The 25,253-nt window shown below is 66.0% G+C and carries 27 protein-coding genes; 16 read left to right on the top strand and 11 right to left on the bottom strand.

The genetic code is table 11. The features are described from left to right. Window positions 1-109: 109 nt before the first annotated feature. Window positions 110-1,504, bottom strand: a complete 1,395-nt coding sequence (locus AC3WN8_RS29295) for a TIGR03013 family XrtA/PEP-CTERM system glycosyltransferase (RefSeq protein ID WP_492673062.1) — start codon at window positions 1,502-1,504, stop codon at window positions 110-112. 153 nt (window positions 1,505-1,657) lie between these two features. Here AC3WN8_RS29295 and AC3WN8_RS29290 point away from each other — a divergent pair, with 153 nt between their 5' ends. Together AC3WN8_RS29290 and AC3WN8_RS29285 are read left to right on the top strand one after the other, a co-directional pair. Then, complete coding sequence (locus tag AC3WN8_RS29290) at window positions 1,658-2,716, top strand: mannose-1-phosphate guanylyltransferase/mannose-6-phosphate isomerase (RefSeq protein WP_492673061.1); 1,059 nt, start codon at window positions 1,658-1,660, stop codon at window positions 2,714-2,716. Then, on the top strand, window positions 2,713-3,678 hold the full coding sequence (locus AC3WN8_RS29285) for an aldo/keto reductase (protein ID WP_492673060.1): 966 nt from the start codon (window positions 2,713-2,715) through the stop codon (window positions 3,676-3,678). The genes AC3WN8_RS29290 and AC3WN8_RS29285 overlap by 4 nt, the downstream gene beginning before the upstream one ends. Before the next feature lie 173 nt (window positions 3,679-3,851). On the opposite strand, the gene AC3WN8_RS29280 is transcribed toward AC3WN8_RS29285, so the two are convergent. Both AC3WN8_RS29280 and AC3WN8_RS29275 read right to left on the bottom strand, forming a co-directional pair. Further along, window positions 3,852-5,210 (bottom strand): GAF domain-containing protein, encoded by a 1,359-nt coding sequence (locus AC3WN8_RS29280; protein ID WP_492673059.1) that lies wholly within the window; start codon window positions 5,208-5,210, stop codon window positions 3,852-3,854. Further along, window positions 5,207-5,629: a hypothetical protein gene (locus AC3WN8_RS29275; protein WP_492673058.1), complete on the bottom strand. Its 423-nt coding sequence runs from the start codon at window positions 5,627-5,629 to the stop codon at window positions 5,207-5,209. Before AC3WN8_RS29275 ends, AC3WN8_RS29280 begins: the two co-directional genes overlap by 4 nt. A gap of 194 nt (window positions 5,630-5,823) precedes the next feature. Here AC3WN8_RS29275 and AC3WN8_RS29270 point away from each other — a divergent pair, with 194 nt between their 5' ends. Further along, window positions 5,824-6,525 (top strand): hemerythrin domain-containing protein, encoded by a 702-nt coding sequence (locus AC3WN8_RS29270; RefSeq protein WP_492673057.1) that lies wholly within the window; start codon window positions 5,824-5,826, stop codon window positions 6,523-6,525. 293 nt (window positions 6,526-6,818) lie between these two features. Here the strand turns inward: AC3WN8_RS29270 and AC3WN8_RS29265 are convergent, their stop codons facing one another. After that, window positions 6,819-7,247 (bottom strand): OsmC family protein, encoded by a 429-nt coding sequence (locus AC3WN8_RS29265; protein ID WP_492673056.1) that lies wholly within the window; start codon window positions 7,245-7,247, stop codon window positions 6,819-6,821. 5 nt (window positions 7,248-7,252) lie between these two features. Then, window positions 7,253-7,858 carry a TlpA family protein disulfide reductase gene (locus AC3WN8_RS29260; protein WP_492673055.1) on the bottom strand — a complete coding sequence of 202 codons (606 nt, stop codon included), beginning with the start codon at window positions 7,856-7,858 and terminating at the stop codon, window positions 7,253-7,255. 16 nt (window positions 7,859-7,874) lie between these two features. On the opposite strand from AC3WN8_RS29260, the gene argH reads away from it, so the two are divergent. The 5 genes from argH (at window position 7,875) to AC3WN8_RS29235 (ending at window position 12,706) form a co-directional block, all read left to right on the top strand. Beyond that, on the top strand, window positions 7,875-9,251 hold the full coding sequence (gene argH / locus AC3WN8_RS29255; RefSeq protein WP_492673054.1) for an argininosuccinate lyase: 1,377 nt from the start codon (window positions 7,875-7,877) through the stop codon (window positions 9,249-9,251). Further along, complete coding sequence (locus AC3WN8_RS29250; protein WP_492673053.1) at window positions 9,248-9,499, top strand: hypothetical protein; 252 nt, start codon at window positions 9,248-9,250, stop codon at window positions 9,497-9,499. The genes argH and AC3WN8_RS29250 overlap by 4 nt, the downstream gene beginning before the upstream one ends. A 4-nt stretch (window positions 9,500-9,503) precedes the next feature. Then, window positions 9,504-10,775, top strand: a complete 1,272-nt coding sequence (lysA, locus tag AC3WN8_RS29245; RefSeq protein WP_492673052.1) for a diaminopimelate decarboxylase — start codon at window positions 9,504-9,506, stop codon at window positions 10,773-10,775. Between the two features lie 207 nt (window positions 10,776-10,982). Further along, window positions 10,983-11,753, top strand: coding sequence for a precorrin-2 dehydrogenase/sirohydrochlorin ferrochelatase family protein (locus tag AC3WN8_RS29240; RefSeq protein WP_492673051.1), 771 nt, complete (start codon window positions 10,983-10,985; stop codon window positions 11,751-11,753). Next, entirely contained in the window at window positions 11,750-12,706 is a 957-nt protein-coding gene (locus AC3WN8_RS29235) for a zinc transporter ZntB (protein ID WP_492673050.1), read from the top strand. The genes AC3WN8_RS29240 and AC3WN8_RS29235 overlap by 4 nt, the downstream gene beginning before the upstream one ends. A gap of 248 nt (window positions 12,707-12,954) precedes the next feature. Here the strand turns inward: AC3WN8_RS29235 and AC3WN8_RS29230 are convergent, their stop codons facing one another. From AC3WN8_RS29230 to AC3WN8_RS29220, 3 genes are all read right to left on the bottom strand, one after another. Beyond that, window positions 12,955-13,263 (bottom strand): type II toxin-antitoxin system RelE/ParE family toxin, encoded by a 309-nt coding sequence (locus tag AC3WN8_RS29230; protein WP_492673049.1) that lies wholly within the window; start codon window positions 13,261-13,263, stop codon window positions 12,955-12,957. Continuing rightward, window positions 13,260-13,508 carry a type II toxin-antitoxin system ParD family antitoxin gene (locus tag AC3WN8_RS29225; protein WP_492673048.1) on the bottom strand — a complete coding sequence of 83 codons (249 nt, stop codon included), beginning with the start codon at window positions 13,506-13,508 and terminating at the stop codon, window positions 13,260-13,262. Before AC3WN8_RS29225 ends, AC3WN8_RS29230 begins: the two co-directional genes overlap by 4 nt. Window positions 13,509-13,862: 354 nt before the next feature. Further along, the gene (locus AC3WN8_RS29220; protein ID WP_492673047.1) at window positions 13,863-14,417 is read right to left on the bottom strand and encodes a response regulator transcription factor; all 555 of its coding nucleotides are present in this window, start codon (window positions 14,415-14,417) and stop codon (window positions 13,863-13,865) included. Between the two features lie 208 nt (window positions 14,418-14,625). On the opposite strand from AC3WN8_RS29220, the gene AC3WN8_RS29215 reads away from it, so the two are divergent. Then, window positions 14,626-15,093: a hypothetical protein gene (locus AC3WN8_RS29215; RefSeq protein WP_492673046.1), complete on the top strand. Its 468-nt coding sequence runs from the start codon at window positions 14,626-14,628 to the stop codon at window positions 15,091-15,093. Between the two features lie 71 nt (window positions 15,094-15,164). Here AC3WN8_RS29215 and AC3WN8_RS29210 read toward each other — a convergent pair whose 3' ends face one another. Beyond that, on the bottom strand, window positions 15,165-15,647 hold the full coding sequence (locus tag AC3WN8_RS29210) for a hypothetical protein (RefSeq protein ID WP_492673045.1): 483 nt from the start codon (window positions 15,645-15,647) through the stop codon (window positions 15,165-15,167). A gap of 379 nt (window positions 15,648-16,026) precedes the next feature. Here AC3WN8_RS29210 and AC3WN8_RS29205 point away from each other — a divergent pair, with 379 nt between their 5' ends. The 7 genes from AC3WN8_RS29205 (at window position 16,027) to AC3WN8_RS29175 (ending at window position 23,117) form a co-directional block, all read left to right on the top strand. After that, complete coding sequence (locus tag AC3WN8_RS29205) at window positions 16,027-17,649, top strand: tetratricopeptide repeat protein (protein ID WP_492673044.1); 1,623 nt, start codon at window positions 16,027-16,029, stop codon at window positions 17,647-17,649. Window positions 17,650-17,729: 80 nt separating this feature from the next. After that, the gene (locus tag AC3WN8_RS29200) at window positions 17,730-18,686 is read left to right on the top strand and encodes a DUF2157 domain-containing protein (RefSeq protein WP_492673043.1); all 957 of its coding nucleotides are present in this window, start codon (window positions 17,730-17,732) and stop codon (window positions 18,684-18,686) included. Then, on the top strand, window positions 18,683-19,756 hold the full coding sequence (locus AC3WN8_RS29195; RefSeq protein ID WP_492673042.1) for a DUF4401 domain-containing protein: 1,074 nt from the start codon (window positions 18,683-18,685) through the stop codon (window positions 19,754-19,756). The genes AC3WN8_RS29200 and AC3WN8_RS29195 overlap by 4 nt, the downstream gene beginning before the upstream one ends. Then, window positions 19,749-20,240 (top strand): GDYXXLXY domain-containing protein, encoded by a 492-nt coding sequence (locus tag AC3WN8_RS29190; RefSeq protein WP_492673041.1) that lies wholly within the window; start codon window positions 19,749-19,751, stop codon window positions 20,238-20,240. Before AC3WN8_RS29195 ends, AC3WN8_RS29190 begins: the two co-directional genes overlap by 8 nt. 259 nt (window positions 20,241-20,499) lie before the next feature. Continuing rightward, complete coding sequence (locus tag AC3WN8_RS29185; RefSeq protein WP_492673040.1) at window positions 20,500-21,633, top strand: oxidoreductase; 1,134 nt, start codon at window positions 20,500-20,502, stop codon at window positions 21,631-21,633. Window positions 21,634-21,770: 137 nt separating this feature from the next. Next, a complete protein-coding gene (locus AC3WN8_RS29180) occupies window positions 21,771-22,655 on the top strand; it encodes an AraC family transcriptional regulator (protein WP_492673039.1) in 885 nt (294 codons plus the stop codon). 228 nt (window positions 22,656-22,883) lie between these two features. Further along, on the top strand, window positions 22,884-23,117 hold the full coding sequence (locus AC3WN8_RS29175; protein WP_492673038.1) for a hypothetical protein: 234 nt from the start codon (window positions 22,884-22,886) through the stop codon (window positions 23,115-23,117). A gap of 75 nt (window positions 23,118-23,192) precedes the next feature. On the opposite strand, the gene AC3WN8_RS29170 is transcribed toward AC3WN8_RS29175, so the two are convergent. After that, window positions 23,193-24,362: a helix-turn-helix transcriptional regulator gene (locus AC3WN8_RS29170; protein WP_492673037.1), complete on the bottom strand. Its 1,170-nt coding sequence runs from the start codon at window positions 24,360-24,362 to the stop codon at window positions 23,193-23,195. 156 nt (window positions 24,363-24,518) lie between these two features. After that, on the bottom strand, window positions 24,519-25,253 hold a 735-nt coding region (locus AC3WN8_RS29165; protein WP_492673036.1), incomplete at its 5' end, for an SDR family oxidoreductase.

Raw genomic sequence — 25,253 nt, 5'->3', positions numbered from 1 at the left:
CTGCGCGCCGGGGATGCCGCGCCGGGCCTGCCAGGCGGCAAGCAGCGCGAACAGGCCGGCGGCGACGGCGTGGCTCCAGAGTCCGATCGTCGCGATCATCGCATGCGCCTCAGCGCGCCCCCGCCCCTTCCGGCCACAGCACGACGCGCGCGGTCTGCAGCAGGATCAGCAGGTCGAGGAAAGGCGTGTAATTCTTGGCGTAATAAAGGTCGTATTCCAGCTTGTGCCGGCTGTCCTCCAGGTTTGCGCCATAGGGATAGTTGATCTGCGCCCAGCCGGTGATGCCCGGCTTCACCATGTGACGCTCGGCATAATAAGGCAGCTTCTGTTCGAGATCCTCGACGAACGGACGCCGTTCCGGGCGCGGGCCGACAAAGCTCATTTCGCCTTTCAGCACGCTCCAGGTCTGCGGCAGTTCGTCGATCCGCGTCTTGCGGATGAAGCGGCCGACACGGGTGACGCGAGGATCGTCCTTCTGCGCGAACACCGCCTTGCCGTCGCTTTCGGCATCGGTGCGCATCGAGCGCAATTTGACGATGCTGAACTCCTCACCGAACAGCCCGACGCGCGCCTGGCGGTAAAAGGCGGGTCCCCGGCTCTCCAGCTTGACCGCAATCGCCGCGATCAGGATCAGCGGCGCGGTGAAGATCAGCAGGATCAGGCTGGCGGTAACGTCGAACAGCCGCTTCGCGATGCTCGACAGGCGCCGGCCCGACGAAAAGCCGTCGGAGAAGATCAGCCAGCTCGGATTGACGCTGGCCAGATCGATTCGGCCGGTCTCGCGCTCCAGAAAGGTCGAGATCTCGTTGACATGGACACCCGTGGTCTTGATCCGCAACAGATCCTTCAGCGGCATGCCGTTGCGCCGTTCCTCGAGCGCGAGCACCACTTCGCTTGCGTTCAGCAGCACCACATAGTCGGCGAGATTGTAGATCGCGTCGCGGTTGATCGCCTCCGGAATCTCCGGAGGACCGTCGTTCATGCCGACATAGCCGACGACGACGAAGCCCGAGCCCGGTCGCTGCGCCAGCGCCTTCACCCGCGCCGCACGCGGGCCGGCGCCGAGCACGACCAGGCGCCGCTTGAAGGCATGGCTGCCCAATGCCTTGCCGAGCAGGATGCGCAACGCGAACAGGAGGAAGGCGGCGAATGCCATCGCGTAAAGCAGATTGGACCGCCACAGGCTGAGTTCCGGAATCAGGAAGAACAATGCCGACAGGAAGAGAATGCCCAGCGAGATCGCGACGAGCAGCCGCGCGGCGGCAAAGCGCAGCGACTGGAGCGCGTCGCTGCCATAGACGCCGACCGCGATCATCGCGAGTTGCAGCGTCGCTGCGAAGCTCACCAGTTGCGGCCAGCGTGTCGAGATCGGCAGGACCACCTGATCGATCTGGCCCAGCCGGACCACCCAGCCGAGTTCCGCCGCGGTCAGCAGAAGCGCGAGATCCAGCATGCCGAGCAGCAGCACGGCATGCGGGATATAGTGCTTGAAGAATCTGATCACGTTCGCTCGCCCGTACCGTAAAGGAATCCGACAGGGGGAGTGTCGCTCAAATTGACAAAAATTTCCTGAAGACGGTTCGCGCAACCAATTGCGGGCTCCGACCTTTAACCCATCGGCCCAGTGATCTACACCGCGCCGGGGAGCAATTGCCGCATGAACAACACGCAGATCGTCCCGGTCATCCTGTCAGGAGGCTCAGGGACACGGCTCTGGCCGATGTCGCGTCCGGAAAGCCCCAAACAGCTTCTCGCGCTCACCGCGGAGGAGACGATGCTGCAATTGACCGCGCAGCGCACGATCGACGATGCGCGCTTCGATCCGCCGATCGTCGTCGCCAACGCGGCACATGCCGATGCGATCGAAGCGCAGCTCGCGCGAGTCGGGGTATTCCCGCAAGCGCTGATTCTCGAACCGGCCGGGCGCAATACCGCACCGGCCATCGCACTGGCCGCGCTGGCCGTAGACCCGCAGAGCGTGCTGCTGGTCATGCCGAGCGATCACGTGATCACCGATCCCGCCGCCTTTCGCGACGCCATTGAGGCTGCCCTGCCGCTTGCCGAGGATGGCTGGCTCGTCACTTTCGGCATCGCGCCCGACGCGCCGGAAACCGGCTATGGCTATATCGAGACCGGCGAGGCGATCGGCCCGGGTGTCCACCGCGTCGCTCGCTTCGTCGAAAAACCCGATCGGGCGACGGCGGAGACGATGCTCGCTGCCGGCGGCCATGCCTGGAATGGGGGGATTTTCCTGTTCCGCGCCGATATCTTCCTGGGCGCGCTTTCGGTCCATGCGCCGGAGATGCTCGCCGCGACCCGGGGTGCAATGGCCGATAGCGTCCGCAGCGGTGCGCGCATCCATCCCGATGCGGAAAGCTTCGCGCGATCACCCAGCGATTCGATCGATTATGCGGTGATGGAAAAGGCCGAACGGGTCGCGGTGGTCCCGGTCAGCATGGGCTGGTCGGATCTCGGAAGCTGGGATGCGCTCCATGCGCTCAGCGATTGCGACGACAGCGACAATGCCTGTGATGGCGATGCAATCGTGATCGACAGCCGCAATTGCCTGGTGCGCAGCGACGGGCCGCGAGTCGCGCTGGTCGGCGTCGACGACCTGATCGTCGTCGTGAGCGGCAACGACATATTGATCCTGCCGCGCGGCCGGTCGCAGGATGTGCGCAAAGTGACCGAACATCTGAAGGAGCGGGACCAATGACCGAGATGCGTGCCCTGGGGACGAGCGGGCTGCGAACGTCGCGACTGGTGCTCGGCGGCAATGTCTTTGGCTGGACCGTCAAGGACGCCGATTCCGCGGCGATCCTGGAGGGGTTCATCGAACGCGGCGGGACGATGATCGACACCGCCGATGTCTATTCGGCCTGGATTCCCGGCCATGTCGGCGGCGAATCGGAAAGCGCGATCGGCGACTGGCTGACCCGGCGCGGCCGGCGCGACGACGTGCTGATCGCGACCAAGGTCGGCATGCTGCCGGGCGAAGGCGGGGCGGGGCTGCGCCCCGAGCGGATCGCGGCGGCGGTGGACGCATCGCTCAAGCGGCTGCGGACCGACTATATCGATCTTTATTATGCGCATCGCGACGATCCCGAGACGCCGATCGCCGACGTGCTCGGCGCCTTTTCCCGGCTGGTCGAGCTGGGCAAGGTCCGTGCGCTGGGTGCGTCGAACTTCAGCGCCGAACGGCTGGCGGACTCGCTCGATTTCAGCGCGACCCACGGCCTTCCCGCCTATGAGGTGCTCCAGCCCGAGCTCAACCTGATCCAGCGCGACGGTTTCGAGGGGCCGCTCCAGACATTGTGCATCGATCGCGGCCTGGGCGTGCTGCCCTATTATGCGCTCGCATCAGGATTCCTGACCGGAAAATACCGCAGCGAAGCCGATCTGGGCCAAAGCCAGCGCGGCGGTCGCGTGGCCGGCTATCTCGATCAACGCGGTCGCGCGATCCTTGCCGCGCTCGATACGGTCGCGAGCGAGACCGGCGCCACGCCGGCACGGGTCGCCCTGGCCTGGAACGCCGCGCAACCCGGCGTCACCGCGCCGATCGCGAGCGCCACCAGCCTTGCCCAGCTCGAGGACATTGCCGGTGCGATGACGCTCGACCTGAGCGCCGCGCAACTCGCGATGCTCGACGAAGCCAGCCTCATCCGATCCGACCGCTGAGCCTGCCGTCGCCAATCGGCTCGCCAGACTATGGTCGCCGGTGAAGGCGCGCTCTCGCGCCGATCGTAGCGTTCGGCCGGGGCCCGGGGGCTCGCCGTAAACAGCCGGCTCCAGCCATTTGTTTTACCGCGATTTTCGAGTCGTTCGATGATTCCATCGAACTACAAATCGCTCTAGGCCCTGGGCGGCTCCGCTACGGCGTCGAGCATGGGGGTGCCGCCCAGTTCCAGCCTGATCCGGCCCCGCTCCGGACGGACGAGCCGGACCGGCGCATCGCGTTCGTCGAGGCGGCGGCGAAGCAGGATCAGGCGGGTCTCGAGATTGTCCTTGAAATCCGGCAGCCGGAGGCGCGGATCCAGCCGCAATTCGCGATTGGTGAAGTCGATCCGCCCCTGCTCCGCATGGATGGAGAGGAGATGGAATAACAGCCGCCCCGGTACGCCCTTGATGACATAGGCATCGTCGATGAACAGGCTGTCGTCGAATGCGAAATATCGGACCTGGAACACCCGTGCCGCCAGCGCTGCCGGCCGCCGTGCTTCGACACCGAAAGCCGGGACGGATGCATCGCCCCCCTCCTGATCCGCCATGCCGAGATGCGCGGCGAGTTGCGCGCCGACCATGACGAGCATCCGTTCGTCCTCCCGCGTGAAGGCGAACCGGGCGGGCGATTCGGCGAACAGCACGCCGGCGAGCCGCCCGCGCGAAAGCATCGGCACGCCGAGCTGGCTTTGCGGATCCGCCAGCCCTGGCACCGGAATATGGCGTTCCGCGATCAATCCGGACATCGCGCGTGCCGCCTGGAACATGCGGTGACCACGGCTCATGTCGCTGATCCGCACCGCCACCCCGGTGGCCGCGGCAATACCGATCACGCCTTCGTTGAACGCGATCTCCGAACCGACGCCGGCACTGCCATAGCCGCGGCTCGCCAGTGTCGTCAGTCGCGCCGCGCTCCCGTCGGGCACTAGGATCATGAGATTGGCGAAGCCCGGCAGCGTCGCCAGCCGATCGAGCACGACGTCCAGCATCCGGTCCGGATCGCTTTCGCGCGCGAGCTCTACCGCCAGGGCGGCGCCGAATATGAGCCGTTCGGGCGCGGCCCGATCGTCGCGCGGCGGCGGCGCGGGGCCGGGCGCAGGCACCGGCCGGCATTGCTCGACCCGGAAGATATCGGCGCTGCGCAGCGCCATCACCGATTCCATGCCATGTTGCGAGCTGATCGCGTCGAGATGCGCCGCCATGCGCCGGAACAATGTGCCCGTCCCTTCCGATCGGACAAAGACAAGGTCGAGCAGATATTGATCGCCCGATCGACCATCGACCGCGAGCAGCGTGGCCCGGCCGCTGCGCGCGACATTGGCCGCGGTTTTCGAGAAGAACTGGTTCGACAGCGCCACATGCGCATCGTCGACATGGAAGACCTGCGACAGATAGGAGATGTTGGGCCGACCTTCGCCATCGGAGGTGGCGATCAACGACGGGATCACCCCTTCGAAGCAGTCGAGTATGTCGGACAGGGAAACGGTCATGCCGGAATCCGCTCGCCCGCGTGCGGCCCCGGCGTCTGATCGAACAGATCGTCGGCGCGGATCGCGACGCGCATCACCGAATCGATGCCGCACCAGCGATCGATCACATCACGCTCGACGCCCAATGCGCCCAGCATGCCGATCATCCGGTCGATATAGTCATTGGCAAGCGCCATATCCCCCGCATCGCCATCGCCGACGGCCTCGATCCTCCCCTTGAGCTGATAGGTCCGATATGTGCTCGGATGCACCAGGGTCAGAGCGACGGCGCGGCCCTGGCCGGCCGAGCGTGCAAGATCCGGCCATTGCCAGGCGGAAAAGACGACCTCGATCGGGCCGTCTCCGACCGGAAGCCGCAACCCCAGGCATCGCCCCAGCGCGGCGCCGCCCGATGCTTCGCCGACGGCGATGACCATCATGACGGGTTGCTCCAGAAACGCACGAAGCGTCGAGTGAATCATGGTGCCTGCCCCCAATCCCCACGGATGATTAGCCGATTGCCGCTCGCTCCGAAATCACGCCGTTAGGAACCATTTAGGATGAGCAACGAACCGTCCGCACCTAAACGCCCGCCATCCATCCGGCCACGATGCCGGGATCGAAAGGACATGTCATGCTGACGACGACTTCATCCGATCTTCCGGCGACGGCCGGCCGCTGGGACCTGTACGGACCCGTCCACAAAGGCCTGCGGCGCGGGCATTGCACACTGCTCCAGCGCCTCGCCACCACCGATTTCACGCGCGACACCGCCGCGCTGATCGCCGATCTTCGCATGCATCTGGCGCTGGGCGAGACGCATCTGGCCGACGAGGAGCTGTTCATCCATGCGGCACTCGAGCAGCGCGCGCCGGGCGCCGCATCGGACCTCGAGCGCGACCACAAGCATCATCGCGCGCGCTTCGCCGAGATCGAGGTCGCGATCGACGCGCTCGAAGCGGCGGCGGACCCGCGGCGCGCCGACGCATATGGGCGGACGCTGCACCTGATGTTCTCGCGCTTCGTCGCCGACGATCTCGTCCATATGGCCGAAGAGGAAGAATCGGTCTGGCCGCAGCTCTGCGCATTGTTCACCGATACCGAGCTTGCCGAAATCGAAGCCGCGATCGTCGGCAGCCTGCCGCCCGAAACCGCGATGGGGTTCATGCAGCTCATGATTCCCGCCACCAATCCGGCGGAACGCGCGGCGCTGCTCGGCGGGATGAAGGCGAATGCGCCAGCCGAAGCCTATGCCGCGGTGTTCGAGCACGCGGCGCGGCCGACCCTGACGCCCGAGCAGCTGCACGAGCTGGAAATGCTGGGGCTGGCCGCCTGAAAACTCACGTCATTCCCGCGCGGGCGGGAATTCATATGTACGCACTTTGTATGGGCGATTCTCTCCTCCCTGCGCGTAGCGTGGGGAGGGGGACCGCGCGACATAGTCGCGTGGTGGAGGGGAAAGCGATGCCTCATTAATTGCTGTCGCTTGTAGGCATCGCACTCTCGCCCCAAAACGGCATGGGGCAACGACATCGCATTTCCCCTCCACCACCGACCTGCGGTCGGCGGTCCCCCTCCCCATCAAAGATGGGGAGGAGAAAAACCTTGAATACCACCTTCTCGAAAAGCTCAACCGGTGGCGAGACTCGTCTCGATCACCGGATCGCCCTGCAGCGTGCGCTGGATCGGACATTTGGCCGCGATTTCGAGCAGCTTGGCGCGCTGCTCGTCCGACAAAGCGGGGCCGTGCAGCCGGATCACCTTGGTGAAATGATCGGTCCAGGCCGGGCGGCCTTCGATATCGCCCTTGCGATGGGTCAGGCCGACCTCGACCTCGTCGAGCGGCCAGCCCTTTTGCCGCGCATAGAGCCGGATCGTCATCGCGGTGCATTCGCCGAGCGCCGCAAGCAGCAGGTCATAGGGGGCGGGCCCGAGATTGCGGCCGCCCACCGCTTCGGGCTCGTCGCCGTCGATGACATGGCCCGATACGGTGATGCGGACCGCGAAATCGCTCGCGCCGCTTTCCTGGACGAGCGCGTCGATCCTGTCGCCAGCCATGCCGCCTATCCCAGGGTCGCGGCGAGCAGGGTGTTCGCGCGCGGACCGTTCCAGTCCATGCCCCCGATCACGCGCCAGACCTCGCGACCCTCGGCATCGTAGAGGATCGTCGTCGGCAACATGCCGCTGCCATAGTTGATGCCGAGCCTGTTCTCGGGATCGAGATAGGGCTGGAGCATCGCGAATCCCTTTTTGGCGAACCAGGGACCGACAACGGCACCACCCTTGCTGTCCTGCGCCACGGTGAGCACGGTCAGCTTGCTGCGCGTGCGCTGCGCGAGCGCATCGAGCGTCGGCATCTCCTTGACGCAGGGTGCACACCAGGTCGCCCAGAGATTGACCAGCACCGGCTTGCCCTTGAAATCGGCGAGCCGCACGGTCGTGCCGCCGGGGGCCTCGAACGCATCGGCAGGCGCCGGCTTGCCGCGATTCTCGATATCGAGCGTGCCGGCCAGTTCCTCTTCGGCAGGTTCGGCGCCCGCCGCGTTGCCGCTTGTGGGCGGCGTGGCGGTTTCGGCGTTCGCACTCGCTTGCGGGCTGGTCTGCGATTGCCTATCGCATCCGCCGAGCGCGAGGCAGCCGAGCGGGAGAAGCAAAATCAGCGATCGCAACAAATCCTCCAACAGCATGTGGGGCGGGCGCTTCAGCGAAGGGCCGGCTTCGGTCATGCGCGAGATTAACGCATCGATCCCGTTCGACAAGCGGCTGTGGAGACAGGACATCGCCGGATCCAAGGCGCATGTCGCGATGCTGGCCCGGCAGGGCATCGTCGCGGCCGCCGATGCGGCGACGATCACCGACGGACTGGACCGTATCGCCGCCGAATATGCCGAGCATGGCGTGCCCGAGGATCTGGCGCTCGAGGACATCCATATGGTGACCGAGAGCCGGCTGGCCGAGCTGATCGGGCCCGCCGCCGGACGGCTGCACACCGCGCGCTCGCGCAACGACCAGGTCGCGACCGATTTCCGCCTGTGGGTGCGCGACGCGATCGACCAGGTCGAGGAAGCCCTTTCGGCGCTGCAGCGCGCGCTGGTGACGCGCGCCGGCGAGCATGCCGACAGCGTGATGCCCGGTTTCACCCATCTCCAGTCGGCGCAGCCCGTCACTCTGGGCCATCACCTGATGGCCTATTACGAGATGGTGTCGCGCGACCGGTCGCGCTTCGCCGACGCGCGCATCCGGCTCAATCGCTGTCCGCTGGGCGCCGCGGCGCTGGCCGGCACCGGCTATCCGATCGACCGGCACGCGACCGCCGCGGCGCTGGGCTTCGACGGGCCCACCGCCAATTCGCTCGATTCGGTGTCCGACCGCGATTTCGCGCTCGATTATCTGATGGCGGCCACCCAGTGCAGCCTGCACCTCTCGCGGCTGGCCGAGGAGTTCATCATCTGGGCGAGCCAGCCCTTCGGCTTCGTCTCGCTGTCCGATCAATGGTCGACGGGATCGTCGATCATGCCGCAGAAGCGCAATCCCGACGCGGCCGAACTGGTGCGCGGGCATTCGGGGCGGATCGCGGGCTGCATGACCGCGCTCACCATCACGATGAAGGGGCTGCCGCTCGCCTATTCGAAGGACATGCAGGACGACAAGCCGCCGGTGTTCGAGGCGCACGACCTGCTCGGCCTGTCCATCGCGGCGATGACGGGCATGGTCGAAAGCGCGACATTCCGCTCCGATCGCATGCGCGCGCTTGCCGAAAGCGGCTTTTCGACCGCGACCGACCTGGCCGACTGGCTGGTCCGAGAGGCCGGCCTGCCGTTCCGCGAGGCGCATCACGTCACCGGCCGCGCGGTCAAGCTGGCCGAAGATCGGGGATGCCGGCTCGACCAATTGCCGCTCGACGCGCTGCAGGCCGTGGATCCGCGTATCGCGGAAAGCTGTTTCGCGCTATTGAGCGTCGACGCGTCGGTGGCGAGCCGCGCCAGCCATGGCGGCACCGCGCCGTCCGAAGTGCGCAAGCGCATCGCCGAGGCCAGGGGCACGCTGGGAATGACCGAATGAGAAAGCCGTCCGCCCTTTTGACGATCCTGGTGCTGAGCGCGGCGCTCTCCGCGTGCGGCAGCAAGAAGCAGCTCACGCGTCCGGCGGGCGACCCGGTGCCGCCCAAGCCCGCCATGGCCGAAACCGCACCCGATTCGGACGCACTCGTCACCCCCGATTCGCAGGCGCGCCCCGACCGGAACGACGAAGTGCTCAAGCGCTCGCAGCGGCGCGGCGAAGACCGTTTCGACCTGCCACCAACGGACTGACCCCATGGACCATTTCGAACTTCGCGACGGCGCGCTTCACGCCGAGGACGTCCCGCTGACCGCGATCGCGGATGCGGTGGGCACGCCGGTCTATGTCTATTCGGCCGGCACGATCGATCGCCATATCCGCGTCTTCCGCGAGGCGGTGGCCGGGGCGGGCGACGGCGAACCGCTGATCGCATTCGCGGTGAAGGCCAATCCCAATGGCGCGGTGCTGGCGGCGATGGCGCGTGCCGGGCTGGGCGCCGACGTCGTTTCGGCCGGCGAGCTGCTGCGCGCGGTGACGGCGGGCATCGCGCCCGGGAAGATCGTCTTTTCGGGCGTGGGCAAGACCCGCGACGAGATGGCGTTCGCGCTGTCGCACGGCATTGGCCAGTTCAACCTGGAATCGGAACCCGAAGCCGAGATGCTGTCCGCCGTCGCGGTCGAGGCGGGACGCGAGGTGGCTGTGGCCTATCGCGTCAATCCCGACGTCGATGCCGGCACCCATGCCAAGATCTCGACCGGCAAGTCGGAGAACAAGTTCGGCATCGCGATCGACACCGCGCCCGCCGCCTATGACCGGCTCGCGGCCTTGCCCGGCCTGCGCGCACAGGGCGTCGCCGTCCATATCGGCAGCCAGCTGACCGATCTGGCGCCGCTCGAAGCGGCGTTCGCCAAGGTCGGCGCGCTGATCGCGACGCTGCGCGCCGCCGGCCACACTATCACCCTGGCCGATCTCGGCGGCGGCCTGGGCGTTCCTTACGATCCCGCGCTGCCGCTGCCGCCGAGCCCCGCCGATTACGGTGCGATGGTGAAGCGCGTGACCCAGGGCTGGGGCGTGCGCCTGGCGTTCGAGCCCGGCCGGCTGATCGTCGCCAATGCCGGCATCCTGCTGTCGCGCGTGATCCGGGTGAAGGATGGCGTCGTCCATCCCTGGGTGGTCGCCGACGCGGCGATGAACGACCTGCTGCGCCCGAGCCTCTACGATGCATGGCACGACATCCGCGCGGTCGCGCCGCGCGGCGAACGCGGCACTGCCAATGTCGTCGGCCCGGTCTGCGAGAGCGGCGACACCTTCGCGATCGCGCGCGAGATGGACGTGGTCGCGGACGGGGACCTGATCGCCTTCATCACCGCCGGCGCCTATGGCGCGACGATGGCGGGCACCTATAACAGCCGCGCGCTCGTGCCCGAGGTGATGGTCTCGGGGGACAAATGGGCGGTGGTGCGACCACGCCCGCCGCTCGAAGCGTTGATCGAGGCCGAGACCGTGCCGGACTGGCTCAAGGCCTGAGAGTCTGTTTGGAAAAGCCGGTACCGCCCTCCGCAGCCATTCCACCGATGCTTCGCATCGCCGGAACCTTCGGCTGCTCCGCCCGCTCCCCCGCCCAACCACCCGACAGGATCATACTGTATCGGGTGGTTGGGCGGGGGAGCGGGCTGGTACCGCCTCCACAAAGCGCTCTTGGCAAGCACCGCATGCCGCGCGAGAAGCGTGCCGATGCATAGCCTGCCCGTCTTCCTGAAGCTTCGCGGCCGTCCGGTGATCCTGCTGGGCGATGGCGACGCCGCCGCCGCGAAACGCCGCCTGCTCGAACGCGCCGGCGCCGTTCCATCGGACGAGGGGACGGCAGCCGCGCTCGCGATCGTCGCGATCGAGGACGATGACGAGGCGATCGCAGCCGTCGCCCGGCTGAAGGCACGCGGCATATTGGTCAACGCCACCGACCGGCCGCAGCTGTGCGACTTCACCTTGCCCGCGATCGTCGATCGCGATCCAGTGCTGATAGCGATCGGCACGGGCGGCGCCTCGGCCGGGCTGGCCAAGGCGCTGCGGCAGCGCCTGGAGGCATTGCTGCCCGCCTCGCTCGGCATGCTCGCCACGGCGCTGGACGGGGCCCGGCAGGCGATCCGTGCGCGCTGGCCCGGCGATGCCGAGCGGCGACGGGCGATCGACATGGCGCTCGACGGTCCACTCGATCCGCTCAGCCCCTATCCGTCCGGCGGCGTCGCCGACTGGCTGGCGTCGCCATCCGAAACCGCCGCTGCCGGGCTGATCATGATCACGATAAGATCCGACGATCCCGACGATCTGACGCTCGGCGAGGCCCGGCTGCTGGGCCGCGCCGATCATGTCTTTCACAGCCCGGCGGTCCATCCCCTTATCCTGACGCGCTCCCGTGCGGATGCCGTGCGGACGATGGTCACGGCGCCACCGGCATCGCCGCCGCCGGGACTGTCGCTCTATCTGCTCGGAAAGGCCGCGCCATGAGCTTTGCCTGGATCGTCGACGCAGACGGCGGAAAGAAGGTCGCGCTCGCCGATGCGGCCGAGGCCAACGGATCGGCGGACTTCGTCTGGTTCCATCTCGACGGACGCCAGCATCACGCGCTGGAATGGCTCGCGGCGCGCGGCGACATTCCCGAGATCGCGCGCAGCGCGCTGGTGGCGGAGGAAACCCGTCCGCGCAGCGAGCCGATGGGCGAAGGCGCGCTGATCAACCTGCGCGCGCTCGGCCTGACGCCCGAGGACGATCCCGACGCTTTGGTCTCAATCCGGATCTGGGCGCAGCGCGGCAGCGTGATCTCGGTCTGTTTCCGCACGCCGTCGGCGATCGACACGGTGTGCGACGCCGTGGCCCATGGCATGGTGCGCGATCCCGGCGACCTCATCTCCGAAATCGCCACCGCGATCTCTCGCGAGCTCGATCCGCAGGTTGCCGAACTCGGCGACACGCTGGACGATTGCGAGACGAAGATCGAGACGCAAAGCGTCTATCGCATGCGCCGGCAGATCGCCCATGCGCGCGCCAAGGCGATCGCCTATCGCCGCTTCCTCGTGCCGCAGCGCCAGGCGCTCGAACGGCTTTCGGCGCTCGATGCGGACTGGCTGGAGGAACAGGATCGCATGCATCTTCGCGAAGCGGCGGACCGCTGCGCACGCATGGCCGAGGAACTGGAGGCGGTGCGCGAGCGCGCCGCGCTGATGCATGAGGAGCTGACCGACCTGCGCGCCGAATTGATGGATTCGCGCGCACTGATGATCTCGATCGTCGCGCTGATCTTCCTGCCGCTCACCTTCATCACCGGTCTGCTCGGCATGAATGTGAAGGGGATTCCCTTTGCCGAGGCGCATTGGGCCTTCTGGGGCGTGGTCGGCCTCTGCGTGATCGTCGGCGTGGCGATTTCGGGCTGGTTCGCAGCGCGGCACTGGCTGGGCCGCTAGAGCATGCCGTGATCCGCTGGAAGTGGATCGCATGCTCTAGGCTTTTGTTTTGTCGCGATTTTCGAGTCGTTCGATGATTCCATCGAACTACAAATCGCTCTAGAACCGTGGAGATTCGGCCCATACCGGCCTGCAAATGGCGGTTTCCCGCGCTTCCGGTACTCACATGCCGAAGTACGCTGCGCTCCGGGTCACGAAAAACCACCATGTTGACCGCGTGATACGATGAGTCTCGCTCACCGCAGATATTATTCGTGGTCGGTGTCGAAGTGGCGCGGAATATCCATCGCCTGATGTGGGACACCGATGATGTCGATGCCGCCGTCGCGGATCAGATAGAAGATGACATGCGCCTCATGCGGGCAACTGCGATAGCCGGGTGCGACCTCGTCGCGCGAGCGACCGAGCATCGGTTGCCGCGCCAACGCTTCGAAGCGGGCGTCCAACCCGCGCAGATAGGTATCGCGTTGTTGCCGCCCCCATTCACGGAGCGTGTAACGGCCAATATTCTTAAGGTCTTCAAACGCCCGAGGAGTGACGCGAAACGATGGCGTCATTCCTCACCGTCCAAAGCGGCAATGACGCGATCAGCCGAATAGTCTTCGACGAAGACCCCCTGACGCGCCTGCCTGGCCCCTTCGGACAGATGGGCGCGCAACGCGTCGAGCCGTGTCTTCTGCTCTTCCAGCGCGCGTAAGGCGTCGCGGACGACCTCACTGGCCGATCCGTAACGCCCGCTACTCACTTCGTTGCGGATGAAGATTTCCCAATGCTCGCCCAGGCTGAGACTCGTGGTCGCCATGACGCACCTCCAATATTCATATCTAGTATATATGAATATGAGGCCAAGAGTCGAGCCGGACGCTTCTCAGATGTCGCAATCATGCCGCAGCGCGCATCGACTCATACGAAGGTGCAGGGATGCTGACGCATCCGTACCTTGAAACACTCAAGCGTCGCGACGGCTTTCCCAAGGTTCGATGAACCATATTCATCGAACCTTGGTATCACTGATCGACATAGCCCTGCGACCAGATGCGCGCCGGGTCGTGACTGCGCAAATCGATACCGAAATCGACCATCCCCTCGAGAGGAAAGAGCATATTGAGCCAGCGGATGCGCCAGCATCTTCGAGCCGGCATCTTCGAGATCGGTATCAGGCGCTGAGGCGGTCGATCTGCTGTTGAAGCTGCTGACGCTCGGCCTGCATCGAGGCGATGCGTTCGCGCAATTCGCCGATCTCGATCGCGCGATGGGCGATGCGCGCGTCGAGCGCGGTGTTGGACCGCCGCAATTCGGCGATATTGTGCGCGCGCTCGATCAGCCTTTCCATACGGGCAATGAGCACGTCGAACGCGAAGGGTTTGGCGAGATGATCGTCGGCACCCGCATTGAGCGCCTCGATCACCGCGCGCGGATCGTTGCGCGCTGTCACCATCATGACCGGCACATGCGCGGTGGCATGGTTCGATCGAATCTCGTGGAGCACGGCAAAGCCCGCCATGCCGGTCAATTCCATATCGAGCAGGATCAGATCGAAGCTGCGCCCCTGCACCCGATCGAGCGCCTCTCGCCCGCCGGCGCACAAGGAAGCGCGGTATCCGCCCTGGATCAGCATGCGGCCAAGCGCCTCGCGGCTGCCGCGATCCTGATCGACGACGAGAATATCGCGGCCGGGCGGATGAGTCGCGCTGGTCGAAGCTTCGTTCATGCTCCGACGCTAACGCGCGAGCCGTCACGAAATGGTTAACGAAGCGGGAACCGGCTGATTTTCGAGCTGCCGTGCAAATGGCGAGCGGCCATGGCCAGACGCTCGACGCCATGCGCTTGCCGAAAACCGGTCGTCGGTCCAGAACGGCCGGGCGACGCGTGCCACGGTGCACGGCGCAACCTCCGCAGAGGTGAAACAGGAGTGGGCGATGACGGCGGCGTTTGTGTTCCTGATGTCCTGGATAGCGCTGTCGATCGCCGGGGATACGCCGTTCGGTCGGTTGCTGCATCGCGTGATGGTGGATATCCCCATTCGTGTCACGAGCCGGGTCAGCCGGGCCCATGTCGCGATTGGTTTCGTCATCCTGGTTCTGGTCGTCCTCCACCTGAGCGCGGGACAAGCCGATCCGGTCCGCCTGTTGGGCCTGTTCGCGCCCGATCTGGCCATGTGGCTCATCAGTTTCGAAATCAGCGCGATCTTCGAGGTCGCAGCGAGTGTCGGAGCATTGGCCGCGTGGTGCTGGATCGGCATCAGGAGCGCTTTGGCGACCCTTGTTGCCCGCATTTGGAAGCGCCCTGAAATCAAGACAAGAAAGGCACGGCGCCGCCGACGCCGCGATCGCACTCCACCAGCCAATGATGATGAGGATGGGGTTGAACTGGATCAAGCCGCGTGATTTCGGAATCACGCTTCTTGATCCAGCGATTTGTTTTACCGTGATTTCCCGTCAAGCCGCCGCACCCGGCATCAAAGCACAACGACCAGTATCGCGGCGACACCGGCGATGGCAGCGATCAGCGCCGCCGCGCACAGGCCGTAAGTGCGTATGGCGCCGCCCCCTCCCCCTCGCGGCTCGGCGAAGAACGCCCCGGCATGGTCGGCCCTTTCCGCATCTTGCGGCAGATTCGCGGGGAATGGCGTCCGCGAGACCAGCCCCGGACCGCTGACCCCGCTTGCCAGCGCAAGCTTTTCGAAGGCGAGTTCCATTTTCTCCTCGCTGAGATGCCTGGCGATCGCTTTCATCCGCGCGTCGGAGGCCGGGCCCGAAAGCCGGTCGACGAGCTGCTCGACCTCGCTGTCGAACGTATGAAGCCGATCGATCGCCTCCATCGCGCGGCGCCGGTCACCGCGCTCCAGCGCAAGCTGCAGCCGGGTCATGGAGAGGATGCCGGCACGGCAGAGCTGAAGGCCCAGGGCATGATCCGTCGCGTCCGGGGCATCGACAGACACAGCATCCCGAACGCCTGACGAATAATCATTCCGGGCCGAAAGGGCGTTCATACTCCACACTCCTGCATCATCGATCGCCCCGTGAAACGGGCTTAGATGCAGGAGAGTCGATGCAGGAGTCCCGATCCGATCCGCCGTGTCGCGGACACGCCCAACGGTGATCACAACGCGCAGACCCGGCCCGAAACCGGAAAGGCGCGATCTACAACCGGCATTTTCGGGTGACGCCATGCCGGACGGCGTCGCGATCGGTCGATCCAGGCGATGAGTGGCGTCGGTCGTGAACGGACAGCACGCGAGGCCGCCAAAAAGGCTTGCACTCCCGTATCGATTGCATGAACCTTTCGCCCGACGGGCCTTCGGAGATTGGGGGATCGCGATGGCAGCCAGGTTTCTATCGTTCGCCACGATGCTTCTATTGTGCGGCGCCGACCTGGCCGGAGCGCGGGCCGTCGCCCAGGAGCATCACGATCACCAGGCCGCATTGGGACAGGTGAATTTCCCGATATCCTGCACGCCCGACGCCCAGGCGAAATTCAACACCGTCGCGGCGCTGCTCTATTCCTTTTACTGGGAGAAGATCGACAGCGCGGTGGACGAAGTGCTTGCCGCCGATCCGACATGCGCCATGGCCTATTGGGCGAAAGCGGTTGCGAGCATCGACAATGCGCTGGGATCGCCGCCCACGCCCAAGCTGGAGAAACAGGGCTGGGCGGCGGTGCTGGCGGCCCATCGGCTGGGCGGCGGCAAGACGCCGCGCGAGCGCGCCTATATCTCGGCGGTGGAAAGCCTGTTCAAGGACCATGAGACTGTGCCGTTCGCCCGCCGCGCCAAGGCGTATGAGACGGCGCTGGCGACAATCCACCGGGACTATCCCGAGGACACCGAAGCCGCGATCCTTTATGCCTTCTGGCTTCAGGTCACGGCCGATCGGAACGACCAGAGCTATACCCAGCAATTGAAGAGCGCGCAGATCCTCGACAGGATCTTCGTCGAGCAGCCGAACCATCCGGGCGTCGCGCACTTCATCATCCATGCCTATGACTTTCCCCCGATCGCCGAACATGGGTTGAACGCGGCGCGGCGCTATGCCGCGATCGCCCCGGATTCACCCCATGCGCTGCATATGCCGTCGCACATCTTCTCGCGGGTCGGGCAATGGCAGGATTCGATCGACACGAATGCGCGCTCATATGCCGCGTCGAAGACCGATCGCGATGCCTATCACGCAATGGACTATCTGGTTTACGCCTCGCTCCAGCTCGCGCGTGACGCCGATGCCTGGAAATGGGTGAAGATCGTCGACGCCGCCGCCAGACCGGACGAGGACGCACGCCAGATCGCCTATGCGGGCGCGGCGATCCCGGCGCGCTATGCGCTGGAACACGGTGATTGGACGATGGCAGCCCGGCTGACGCTGCATCCCGCGAGCGGACAGTTTGACTGGAGCCGGTTTCCGGAAGGCGAAGCGGTCAACGCCTATGCACGCGGCCTCGGCGCGGCGCGGCGTGGCGATGCCGGCGCAGCACAGGCCGAAATTGCGCGGATCGTCGGGCTGAGGGCGGCGATGGTCGTCCAGAAGAAGGATTATTGGGTCGAGCAGGCGGATATCCAGATGGGCGCGATCGCCGCCTGGAAGGCGCGTGCCGAGGGGCGCAATGCCGAGGCGCTGAGGCTGATGCGCGAGACGGCCGACCGGGAGGACAGGACCGAGGAGCATATCATGATGCCCGGCCGCGTGATCCCCGTGCGCGAGATGCTGGGCGAATTGCTGCTCGACCTGAAGCAGCCCAAAGAGGCGCTCGCCGCCTTCGAACGGTCGCTGACGAACGACCCCAATCGATTCCGGGGCATTTACGGCGCCGCACGCGCGGCCCGACTCTCGGGCAATAGAGCGAAAAGCGACGAATATTACACCCGGCTGCTTGCCCAGGCGGGCGCGACCGATGGACGCCCTGAAATCAAGCATGCCAAGTCGGCCGTCGCCAGGCCCGGGAAGTGATCGCTCTTGCGCGACGTGACCATGGTGGGAAACATGAATAGCTGATACTGCCAAGGGACGGCTTGCCCCGGGGGAGCTTGATGGGCCGATTTCGAAATGAGGTGCTCGACTGGCTCGATGCCGGGCGCGCGGCACCCGGGCGGGAGCGCGAGATCCTGCGCGCTGCGGAGGTGACGCCGTCACCGGCGGAATGGCGCGACTTTCTCGGGCATCTGACCCTGTGGCTCGGCACGATTGCGCTGGCGGCGGCGGTCATCTTCTTCTTCGCGTTCAATTGGGCGGATCTCGGCCGTTTCGCCAAGTTCGGACTGGTCGAGGCGGCGATCCTCGCAGCGCTGCTGGCATGCTGGCGGATCGGGCTGGACGGGATGCCCGGCAAGGCCGTGCTGGTGATGCTGAGCCTGCTGACCGGCGCGCTGCTCGCATTGTCGGGGCAGATCTACCAGACCGGCGCCGATACGTACGAGCTGTTCGCCTGGTGGGCCGTCCTGATCCTGCCCTGGGTATCGGTGAGCCGCTTCAGTCCCCTGTGGCTGATCTGGCTGACCCTGCTCAATCTTGCCCTGTTCTTCTATTTCTCGCTCTCCCGGTCCCTCGATCCGCTGCTCTGGAGCATGTTCGCGCTCAACGGCGCGGCACTGATCCTTTGGGAAGCGGCGCATCGCGCGGGCGTTTCGTGGCTGCGGGACAATTGGCCGCCGCGGCTGGTGTCGATCGCCGCCGGGTGCTGCGCGACGATGCTGGCCGCCTGGGCGATCTTCGAAAGCGACGAGATCGCCGGCATGCGCGCATTGGCCGCCCTGGCCTATTTTGCCTGGCTGATGGCGCTGTACGTCTGGTATCGGCATGTCCGCCCCGACCTGTTCATGCTGGCGGGCGGCGTGCTGAGCCTGATCGTCACGATCGCAGTCTTCCTGACTCATCATATTCTCGAAACCGGCTCGGGCGCCTTTCTGCTCATCGGGCTGGTGGTGATCGGCATGTCGGCCGGCGGCGCCATCTGGCTCAAGTCGGTTGCGCGCGAGCAGCCGGCATGACCGCGGCCGCCCTGTGGGCCCGGCTCAGCGCCGACAGGCTGGTCGAAGGCGGGATGCCGGTGCCGGACCGTTCGGCTTCGCCCTGGTACGTACGCGTCATGCTCGGCATCGCCGGATGGATCGGCGCCCTGTTCCTGCTGGGCTTTGTGGGTGCGGCCTTCGCGTTCGTGATGCGGGATCCCGCATCGGGGCTGCTGGTCGGCGCGGCCTGTTGCGGCGGCGCCTTCGCCTTGTTCCGCAGCTTCGACGGCAATGATTTCGCCGAGCAATTCGGCCTGGCCGTCAGCCTTGCCGGCCAGGGGCTGATGATCATGGGCCTTGCCGACATCCTCAGTGGCTGGGCGCCGCTGCTCTATATCGCCATCGCCGCGATGCAGGCCGCGCTGGCATTTCTCGTCCCGAATTTCCTCCATCGTCTGCTCGCAACCTGCGGTGCCGCGATCGCGGTGGCGCTGGCGATCAACGCGGCGGCGCTGCACGGATTGTCCGCCCCCATATTGTGCCTGGGCCTGGCGCTGATCTGGCTGGAGCCGAAGATCTGGGCCGCCAGGGGCGGGCTGTGGCGCCCGGTCGGCTATGGGCTGGTGCTGGCGCTGCTGCTGGTCGAGACCTTTCGCCTGTTCGACACGGGGGGCCTGTTCGACGCTGTCCAGGCGTCGCGCTGGATCGCGATCCACGGCCCGCTGATCGGCCGGGGGCTGACGGCGTCGGTCCTGCTTTTCGTCGCCATCGTCCTGATCATGCGCGAGGGCGTGAGTCCGCGAAGCCCCGCCGCACGCGCGGCCGCCGCCATCGTTCTCGTGCTGGGGTTGGTCTCGCTGACGGCACCGGGCCTCGCCTCGGCGCTGCTGATCCTGCTGCTGGGCTTCGCGGTCGGCGACAGGCTGTTCGCCGCATTGGGGATTTTGAGCCTGCTCGGCTTCGTCTCCCATTTCTATTACAGCCTGCACGCCACGCTGCTCGAAAAATCCGGCATATTGGCGGCCACCGGCCTGTGCCTGCTCCTCGTCCGGCTCGCGCTGCGGCGCGGTTCCGCCGCCTCCGGCACGATGGATAGCGGACATGCGTAAGCGCGTGGCCCTGGTCGCCGGGCTCGCCGTCCTGGCCATCGTCAATTTCGGAATCCATCAGCGCGAGCAATTGCTGACGCAAGGCCGGGTGGTCCTGCTCGAACTGGCCCCGGTCGATCCGCGATCGCTGATGCAGGGCGATTATATGCGGCTCGATTTCGCGCTGGCCAACCAGGCCTTCCCCTTCGATCGCCGGCAGAGATTGACCGACGGCCGGATCGTGGCGGCCCTGGATGCGCACGGCGTCGGCCGGTTCCGCCGCTTCTCCGACGGCCGGCCGTTGGCGCCGGACGAGATCGCGCTTCGCTATCGTGTTCGAAACGGGCAGCCGAACTTCGCGACCAACGCCTATTTCTTCGAGGAAGGGCAGGCGAAGGCCTATGAGCGCGCGGCCTATGGCGAGTTCCGGGTCGGCGCCGATGGCGACATGATCCTGACCGGACTGCGCGATGCCCGTTTCGGAGCGTTGGGGGCAAAGCGCTGAGCCGGGCCGTTCGTTCCACGGATGACGCGCGCCGATAGCGGATACAACGGCGTCCCTCTCCAGCCACGGCCCCCAGCGTCTTTCGAACCGTCAAATGCCATCCCCATCTGGGAGTGGCCGGGGCTGCGGGTTGGCCGCAGTGAATGGCCATGACCCATATCCATTGCGGCGCGCGACGCATCGTCACCGTTCCGGACCGGCCTAACCGTGAAGCGGCGGCCCCTGCGATCCGGGCGATCATTCCCGCCACGAGGCCCGCATGACCGCGATCCAGCCATTGTTCGGCGCACTGGAAGTGAGCGGGCTGAGAGTGCCCAACCGCTTCGTCATGTCGCCGATGACGCGCAGCTTTTCGCCCGGCGGCGTGCCGGGCGAGGATGTGGCCGCTTATTATCGCAGGCGGGCGGAGGGCGGCGTCGGGATCATCCTGACCGAGGGGACCGGGATCGATCACCCCGCCGCGATCGACCATCCCGACATACCGAGGCTGGGCAGCGAGGCCGCCGATGCCGGCTGGACCGGCGTCGTGAAGGCAGTGCACGCCGCCGGCAGCCTCGTCTTTCCGCAATTATGGCATCAGGGGCCCCTGTTCGGATCGTTGATCGGTGCGTCCCCCCCGCAACAATTGCGCCCGTCGGGCCATTGGGGGTCGGTCGGCGTGCATTCGCTGGACCCGGGCTATGTCGATCTTGCGCAGCGCGCCGAGCGCGCCATGACCGAGGAGGACATTGCCGACGTCATCGACGCCTATGCACGCAGCGCGCGCCAGGCGAAGCGGATCGGCTTCGACGGCGTCGCGATCCATGGGGCGCACGGATATCTGATCGACAGTTTCCTGTGGGCGGACACGAACAGGCGCGAAGACCGGTGGGGCGGCGACGTCACGAGACGAAGCCGTTTCGCGGTGGAGACGGTGCGCGCGATCCGCTGCGCCGTCGGCAGCGGCTTTCCGATCCTGTTCCGCTTTTCACAGCACAAGTCGCAGGATTATCGTGCCCGCCTCGCGCAAGGGGCGGACGAACTCGAGGCGCTGCTCGGCCCGATCGCCGATGCCGGCGTCGACATATTCGACGCGAGCACGCGCCGCTTCTGGGACGCGGCCTTTCCGGGATCCGACCTGAACCTGGCGGGCTGGGCCAAGAAACTGACGGGCCGGACCGCGATGATGGTCGGCGGCGCGGGCCTGCCCCCCGGCCCCGCGGACGGGCATTGGCGCCCGGACGCTTCGGGTCGCGATACGATCGCGCGCGCCGCCGAATGGATCGCGCGGGGCGATGTCGACCTGGTCGGCGTCGGCCGCGCGCTGCTGGCCAATGCCGATCTTGTCCACCGCGTCGCGGCGGGACAGCCGCTCGCGACCTTCGACCCCCGATCGACGCGGACGCTTTTCTAGAGCAGGCTGGGATCCGGTGGAAACGGATCGGCCGCCGCCATTGGGGGTTTCCGGGGGGGGGCGCTCCAAACCGCAAGATCGGTCGAGCGCGTCATGGCGATGAGCGACTAGCTGATGCCGCCACAGAGGATGGGATCATGAAGGCGGCGCTCGAGAATTATCATGCCCGGATGCGGCGGGTGCTGGACCATATCGACCGGCATCTCGATGGCGATCTGGATCTGGACACGGTGAGCCGCATCGCGGCCTTTTCCAAATTCCATTTCCACCGGCAGTTCACGGCGACCTTCGAACTGTCGGTTCATCGTTATGTCCAGCTTGCCCGGATGAAGCGCGCTTCGCACCGGCTGGCCGCGAAGGACGCCCGGAGCGTCACGGACATCGCGATGGATGCCGGTTACGATGCACCGGATGCCTTCGCCCGCGCTTTCCGGCGACGGCTGGGGCAGTCGCCTTCGTCGTTCCGGAAATCTCCCGACTGGGAACCGTGGCTTGCGGCCTTCGGGCCTCTCGACAATGCGAGGAACAAGCTCATGCAGATTATCTTCACTCCCGACGATGTAACGATCCGCGACATGCCCCCGACGCCGGTGGCGATCATGGAGCATCGCGGCGACCGGGCGACGATCGGCGACACAAGGCAGCGGATGATCGCCTGGCGCAAGGCGGCGGACCTGTCGCCCGAGACATGCCCGACCTACATGATCTTCCGGTCCGAGCGCTGCCCGGCGAACCCGGCCGATTACAGCATGGATCTGTGCATCGAGACCGACCAGCCGATCGCGCCCAATGATGCGGGCATGAAGCCCGGCGTGATTCCCGGCGGGCGCTGCGCCGTGCTGCGCTTCGTCAGCGCCACCAACAATCTGGAGCCCGCCGCGCTCTATCTTTACCGCGACTGGCTTCCGACCAGCGGCGAGGAGGTGCGCGATTTCCCGATCTATTGCCGGCGAGAACTTTCCCACTTTCCGGACGTACCGATCCATGAAGTGGTCGTGGAATTGTTCCTGCCGCTGAAATAGCGCCCCCGGATGGCAGCCTGTCGCTACCGGCGCAGGCCGCCATCCACCATGATCAGGCGCGCGGTGGAGCCGATGGACCGAACCGGGCCCCTAAAACTGATATGGCCGGAAACGCCCCACTTGCAGACATTTGGAGCCGATGCGAAAATCGTTCATATGCGCTGGCCCTATCCTCGTACGCCGCTCATAGGCCGGAACCTTCCTTCAGTTTATTCCGAGGGGGAACGGGTGTTCGACGAGCGTGTCAAAGCGCAGTTTCCTGTCGGCATGAGCGAAGCTCTCCTTGTCGATCAACTGCGAAATCAAGGTTTTTCGGTGAATTCGGGCGGCTTCGAAAGCGCTTTAAGAAGCGCAAGCGTTACCAAAGGCATTGTGATCAAGACGCGCTGGTCGGTTCGCTGGTACGCGAGCGCAGATCGGATCGAAGACATTTGGGGTGTCTACGGCGCCATCGCACCTTAGTCATTGCGTCCGCTTTCCACCAGTGCCGGACACGCCAGCGGCACCGAGTTCATGAATTCACGATCCACCGGGCCCTCAGGCAAGCAGCGCCACGCTGTTCAGGACCAGCCGGACCAGATCGGCCTGTCGGCTGACGCCCAGTTTCGCGAACACATATTTGGTGTAGGTCCTGACCGAGCTTTCGGCCAGGCCCAGGGCTGCGGCCGCCTCCGCCAGGCTCATGCCGTTGGCCAGATGCATGGCAAGCCGCGCCTCTGTCGGGCTGAGGCCGAAGATGCGCGCCACCAGTTGATCCGAGGCCAGCCGCCGCGTCGCCGCTTCGGACACATAGATGATGACCGCCGGATAGACGTCGCCGCGCGTCTGTTCGGAGCATTCCACGCTGCGCACCAGCAGGCCCAGATCGCTGTCCCCTCCCTCCACGCGCAGCGCGTCGATGAAGCTGGTGGCGGCATTGCGGTTGCGATGGGCGAGCGCCTCCTTGACGAGTTTCTGGAACTGGGCGTTGGCCGGGCTCGACGAGAGTGCGAGCCGCCCGCGGGTGACGAGGAGCTGGGGGATGTCCTCCACCATCCTGCTGGCTTCCATGATCGCGCCGGTCCCGTCGAGGATCACCGTTCCGATCGACATCCGTTCCAGCGTGTCGGCCAGGACCATCTCCAGCGAGCGCGCCTGTTCGAGCTTGGCATATGTCTTCAGCGCCCGTTCGAGATGGGGGATGAGCCGCTGGAGACAGGCCTTGTCCGCCGCATCGAAATTGCGGTTCGAGGGGCCGTTCATCAGCCCCATGCCGCATTTCCATCCGCTCGGTTCGGACACCAATATGCCCAGCTGATATTCGATGCCGAACGGCTGCATGAGCTCGGTGTAGAAACTGGTCTTCACCAGTTCGTCCCGGGCGATGACCTCATCGAGGATCCGCACGTCGCCCGAACGCGTCAGCGCCTTGCCCAGCGGATCCAGGTCGCAAAGCCTGAGGCGCGATCCGCGCACCGCTTCGGCGTCGTCGCCCTGTCCGTCGCTTTCCCAGATCACCAGTTGCGGGAGATCGCCGGAGAAGTGGCGCAGGGTCATGGCGGCGACGTCGCTGCCCAGATGGCCGCGCAGGCGCTGGAGAAAGGTTTTCCAGGGCTGTGCGTCGAGCGGCCCCTGATAGATGAGCGCGACGAGATCCTCATAGGATTGCGAGCAGCCCCATTCCCGGACTTCCGCCGCCGGCGCGCCTGCACTGTCGTGGTTCGTCATCGGCCTGGCCCGTCGCGCGCGATCGTCGGCGTCAGACCGGCAATGCCAGACCGGCCCGCATCCGATCGTCGCAGGACTGATCCGTGGCCAATCGGATGTCAACCGATCACGCCGCACGATCATCGTCCGCGTCGCCGCGTCGGGGTCCCGCTGCGGCTATTGCGCGAGATAGCCGCCATCGATCACGAGTTCGGTGCCGGTGACGAAGCTGGCTTCGTCCGACGCGAGGAAGAGCACGCCATAGGCCACTTCCTCGGGTTCGCCGAAGCGGCCGAGCGGCGTCGCCTCGATCGCCCGGTTCGCGCCGGCCGTCACGCTCTTGCCGTTGTCGAGCGCGCCCTGCGACATCGGCGTCCGGATCCAGCCGGGATGGATGGAATTGACGCGGATGCCGTTGCGCTGGGCGGCGCAATAGAGCGCGGCCGATTTCGTGAGCAGGTGCACGCCCCCCTTGCTGGCGACATAGGCGGCGGTGTTGGCACTGCCGACCATCCCCAGGATCGACGAGAAATTGACGATCGAGCCCCCGCGCCCGTTCTGGCGAATGGCGCCGATGCCGTGCTTGATGCCCAGGAAGGTCCCATCGAGGTTGACGCGCATCATCGCGCGCCATTGATCGAGGCTCAGCGCCTCGACGGTGCCGAACGGTTCCCCGATCCCCGCATTGTTGATCAATATGTCCAGCCCGTCGAATGCGGACAGCGCCCGATCGAGAACCGAGACCCAGCTTTCCTCCTCCGCGATGTCATGCCGCGCGAAGATGGCGGTGCCGCCCGCGCGGCGGATCGCCGCGGCGACATCCTCCCCGGAGTCGGGACAGATATCGGTGGCGATGACGGCCGCGCCCTCGCTGGCGAGCAGTTTCGCCGAGGCCGCCCCCATGCCCGACCC

The sequence above is a fragment of the Sphingobium sp. FW305-3-2-15-F-TSA7 genome (assembly GCF_058787155.1).
The sequence above is the reverse complement of the archived record's forward strand: the minus strand, read 5'-3'. Positions and strand labels throughout refer to the sequence as shown.